Consider the following 4,569-nt stretch of genomic DNA (forward strand, 5'->3'; position numbering starts at 1 on the left):
ATTTTGGAGGTAGGTGTATGATGTTGGTTATAAAATTACGCGATTTTGTTTTAATTTTAGGTATCAACCATCGTAAAAAGATTAAATAATTATAATTGTAATATGTATGCATGTGTCAATTCCATCTCTATCTTTAGTCGGAGCAGGACCCGGAGATCCTGAAATGATGACCCTGAAAGCCATCAATACCATCCGCCAGGCAGATGTTATATTATATGACGCATTGGTAAATGAATCATTGCTGGAATATGCAGCGCCAGGCGCCATTATTCAGTTTGTGGGAAAACGCTATGGCTGTCACGCGCTATCCCAACAGGAAATCAACCAGCGCATCGTGGAAATGGCGACGGCCCATGGCCACGTAGTACGATTAAAAGGAGGAGATCCCTTTGTATTTGGCAGGGCTGTGGAAGAAATACAAACGGCCAGACAACACGGCATCAAAGTAACAGTGATACCCGGCATCTCCAGCGCGATAGCGGTACCCGCTTCCCAGATGATTCCACTGACCTGCAGAGGTGTGGCGGAAAGTTTCTGGGTTACCACCGGTACCACCCGCTCCGGCGACATTTCCGCTGATATTGAACTGGCAGCCCGCTCCACCGCCACCGTGGTTATATTAATGGCCATGAGCAAACTGGAAGGCATCATGCAGCTCTTTGCGCAACACGGGAAAAGCGATACGCCGGTAGCCATTATACAAAATGGTACCACTCCGCAGCAACAAATGGTGATTGGCACCGTAAAAGATATTGTATGGAGAGCACAGGCCGCCGGTATGGGCAACCCCGCCATTATTGTGGTAGGTGAAGTAGTGAAACTACAGGCAATACTGGCAGATGAAACAGTACAACAATCACAAAACAGCGATACAATACATGAAGAAAGACAAAGCGGGTTGTGATGGAAAAACCTGTCTCCTTTGCAGGCTATCCCTGAAAGAATGGGCGCCGGCAGTGGCTTTGCAGCGCAAAAACTTTATCCTGAACAAAGGCGAAACCTTGTTTACCGAAGGCGATAAAGTAAATGGGATCTACTTCATTTATGAAGGCCGGATGAAAGTGCATAAACACTGGGGAACAGAAAAAGAACTCATCGTTCGTTTTGCACAAAAAGGAGATATCGTAGGACATCGCGGTATGGGCGGCCCGGAACAACTGTATCCGGTATCTGCCACCGCGCTGGAACAGGTAAAAGTTTGTTTTATAGAGATGGATTTTTTTCAGACATCTCTCAAAATAAATCATGACCTGTTATATGAACTCATGCTGTTTTATGCACAGGAATTACAGTCTTCTGAAAAGCATATGCGCAACCTGGCACATATGTCGGTCAAAGGCCGCATGGCGAATGCACTCATACTGCTCCGGCAAAAATTCGGATTTAATAAAGATGGATTTATAGATCTTCCCCTTTCCAAACAAGACTTTGCTTCTTACATCGGCGCTACCTACGAAACGACTTTCAGAATATTGAATGAATTGATAGAAGAAAGACTGGTAGCGGTTTCCGGTAAACACTTTACGATACTGAATGAGGCTAAATTATTACGGTTAACAGAAATTACCTGAGCGAGTTTTTGTCTTTCTCAGGATTATACTGATTTAGATGATTTTCAAGATTTTATTTTATAAGATTTAAAAAAGATTAGCGTAGATACAAGCGGATACTCGCTTATGTCTACGCTAATCTTTTTTAAAATCTTATAAAGTCAATAAAAATAAAATCCTGAAAATCATCTAAATCAGTATAATCCTGGGAAAGACAAAAACTCGCTACCCTACATACTTCTTCAACTTCTTCTCATTTAAAATATGAATGGCTTTGCCTTCGACTGCAATTAATTTCTCCTGTATAAACTCCTGCAGATTGCGGTAAATAGTTTCATACGTGGTGCCGGCAAAAGAGGCTAAATCCTGACGGTTGATGGTAAACTGTGTATCGTTATGTAAACGGCTTATTTCCAGTAAAGCATCTGCCAGCCGGCCTTTTACATCCATGTGCACCAGGTTGCGCATCTTTCTTTCTGCTTCCTGCAATTCATCTGCATAAAACTGCATCAGTTTCAAAGTAAGGTTGGGATTGACTTTCAGCGATGCTTCAAAAAAAGCAAGGTCCGTATAACATACGGTGGTGTCTTCCAAAGCCGTAGCAGACACGGTGTATAAACGCTCTCCGCTTCCCAATCCGCGATGCCCGAGTATATCCCCTTTTTGTGCAAAACGAACGATGAGATCTTTATCGGCCCCCCATTGTTTGTGCACTTTCACTTTCCCTTCATACAGAAAAAAAATGCCTTTTACAGGCTGCCCTTCCTGGAAGATGACTTCATTTTTTTTATAAAACAGGTGTTGTTTATGATCTGCCACTGCTGCAATCCACTCCGGAATGCTGAACTGGCAAAGAAAACACGTTTTTAAATCGCAGGTCCCGGCTTTTTTCATGATTGCAATAGTAATGTTTTTTTGGGTTTTTGAAAGAAAAAATAGGTTTTAATATGATTTAGATCATATTTTGTGCTGATTTTTAGTTTTTGATTATCATTTTATATAGTATGAATCATAAAAAAGAGCAAAAGTTGGCCGGAAATATGTCCCGGCGAGTACTTTACCTCAGTATGCAGGCCGGCATCAACGCCCTGGCTATAGGTTTGGTAGCAAAAGGACTGGTGATGCTGATCAGTCTTATTACCAATCTTTCTTTTTATGGTCAATTCTCCTTTGAAGAAGGAGGGCCTGCCGGTAATCATCTGGGTTGGATCGTTATATTGGTGCCTATAATAGGTAGTTTGATAGTAGGGGTGATGGCGCGTTTTGGCAGCAAAGCCATTCGTGGCCACGGTATCCCGGAAGCCATGGAGAATATTATTTTGAACGAAAGTAAAATACCACCGGTGATAACTTTGCTGAAACCATTGTCTGCCGCCATTTCCATTGGTACAGGCGGACCCTTTGGTGCAGAAGGTCCTATCATTGCTACCGGTGGCGCCATCGGTTCTTTTACGGGACAGGTGATTCATATTTCTTCGGCCGAAAGAAAAGTATTACTGGCAGCCGGCGCCTGTGCTGGTATGGCAGCGATTTTCGGTAGTCCGCTGGCGGCCATTTTGCTGGCGATAGAATTATTGTTGTTTGAATTTTCTCCCCGTGCCGTGATCCCGGTGGCTATGGGTTGTATTGTGGGCGCAGGTATGCACATTGCTTTATTCGACAGTCATCCGGTATTTGCCATGCCCGATATTCCGGCGGTATCAGATATTGCACTGCTCACGTATGTGCTTATGGGCGCCGTTGTAGGGGTAGTTGCCGCTTACGTATCCAGGTCGGTTTATTTTGTAGAAGATATGTTTGAAAAACTACCCATTCACTGGATGTGGTGGCCTGCACTGGGCGCGGTAGCAGTAGGTGTGATAGGATATTTTGCCCCGCATACCATGGGCGTAGGATATGATAACATTAAGAACCTGTTGACCGGTAACCTGCCACTGGCGCTGGTGATATCGCTCTGCGTGCTTAAATATCTTTCCTGGGTAATATCTCTGGGTAGTGGTACTTCCGGTGGTACGCTGGCTCCCTTATTTACTATTGGCGGCGCTTTGGGCGCTTTGCTGGGCATAGGCGTACTGAAATTATTTCCCGGCAGCGACATTAATATCGCTACAGCGGCCCTGATAGGCATGGCGGCTATGTTTGCAGGAGCTTCCCGTGCCTTGCTGACAGCGATTGTGTTTTCATTGGAAACAACTGGTCAGACGCATGGCTTGCTTCCATTGATTGGCGCCTGTACCGCTGCTTATTTTGTTTCCTTTTTCCTTATGAAAGGAAGTATCATGACAGAGAAGATCCGCCGCCGAGGCGTTACCGCCCCCGATGAATATACGCCGGATATCCTGCAGCTCATCAATGTATCTGTGGTTGCTTCGATTCCGTCTGTAATATTGCGTAACAACATGACGCTGGTACAGGCCAGCACTTTGTTGCAGCAGCAAACGAAAGGCTATTATTATCAGTATCTGCTGGTCACCGATGAGGAAGGTTATTTCAAAGGATATATCAACAGGGCCGGTTTATTGGCCCACAACGGGAAAGATATTCCTGCCAGTCTGGAAACAGCAACGCCTTATGTGTATGCTTCCGATGATATCAACATAGTGACCGAACTATTCGATAGTTATGCACCAGATGTGCTGGCGGTGCTGGATGCAGATAAAAAAGTAATCGGAATGGTCACCGCAGACGCGGTATTAAGAGCTTATGGAGAACGCCGTAAAGCGGATGGCAGGTATCATTCAGCCTTCTACGGTAATACCCGCCTGTTGCGGTTGATGGCCAGGGGTAAGAGATTGCTGGTGCGTTAAAATGTGTCGTTTTTAGAGATAGGTTGAATGCAGGGGCTGTTCCTAAGGTGGCTGTTGCACAACTCTTGCCCAAAAGGCTCAATAACCTCTTACTTAATTTAGGTTAGAAGGTTATTGAGCCTTTTACTGTTAGTAAAAATGTTGTTGTTGTTACAGTGATAAGTTGATATTAAGCTGTGTATAAGGATGTAAATACAGGAGAAGCCGTTTAT

General features: G+C 44.4%; 4 protein-coding genes. 3 read left to right on the forward strand and 1 reads right to left on the reverse strand.

What is annotated here, in order from left to right; genetic code table 11:
* Nucleotides 1-106: 106 nt before the first annotated feature.
* Together cobA and VIP81_RS14870 are read left to right on the forward strand one after the other, a co-directional pair.
* The gene (cobA, locus tag VIP81_RS14865) at nucleotides 107-904 is read left to right on the forward strand and encodes a uroporphyrinogen-III C-methyltransferase (RefSeq protein WP_331962103.1); all 798 of its coding nucleotides are present in this window, start codon (nucleotides 107-109) and stop codon (nucleotides 902-904) included.
* Nucleotides 879-1,571 carry a Crp/Fnr family transcriptional regulator gene (locus VIP81_RS14870; protein ID WP_331962106.1) on the forward strand — a complete coding sequence of 231 codons (693 nt, stop codon included), beginning with the start codon at nucleotides 879-881 and terminating at the stop codon, nucleotides 1,569-1,571. Before cobA ends, VIP81_RS14870 begins: the two co-directional genes overlap by 26 nt.
* Nucleotides 1,572-1,775: 204 nt before the next feature.
* On the opposite strand, the gene VIP81_RS14875 is transcribed toward VIP81_RS14870, so the two are convergent.
* On the reverse strand, nucleotides 1,776-2,444 hold the full coding sequence (locus tag VIP81_RS14875; RefSeq protein ID WP_331962109.1) for a Crp/Fnr family transcriptional regulator: 669 nt from the start codon (nucleotides 2,442-2,444) through the stop codon (nucleotides 1,776-1,778).
* A gap of 146 nt (nucleotides 2,445-2,590) precedes the next feature.
* On the opposite strand from VIP81_RS14875, the gene VIP81_RS14880 reads away from it, so the two are divergent.
* Nucleotides 2,591-4,357, forward strand: coding sequence for a chloride channel protein (locus VIP81_RS14880; RefSeq protein WP_331962112.1), 1,767 nt, complete (start codon nucleotides 2,591-2,593; stop codon nucleotides 4,355-4,357).
* Nucleotides 4,358-4,569: the final 212 nt, after the last annotated feature.

Origin of the sequence: Chitinophaga sp. (genome assembly GCF_036566945.1) — a bacterium.
GTDB lineage: Bacteria > Bacteroidota > Bacteroidia > Chitinophagales > Chitinophagaceae > Chitinophaga.

Bases quoted from the DNA above. Each gene is read 5' to 3' on its own strand.
- cobA (WP_331962103.1), top strand. From the start codon at position 107: ATGCATGTGTCAATTCCATCTCTATCTTTAGTCGGAGCAGGACCCGGA.
- VIP81_RS14870 (WP_331962106.1), top strand. From the start codon at position 879: ATGAAGAAAGACAAAGCGGGTTGTGATGGAAAAACCTGTCTCCTTTGC.
- VIP81_RS14875 (WP_331962109.1), bottom strand. From the start codon at position 2,444: ATGAAAAAAGCCGGGACCTGCGATTTAAAAACGTGTTTTCTTTGCCAG.
- VIP81_RS14880 (WP_331962112.1), top strand. From the start codon at position 2,591: ATGTCCCGGCGAGTACTTTACCTCAGTATGCAGGCCGGCATCAACGCC.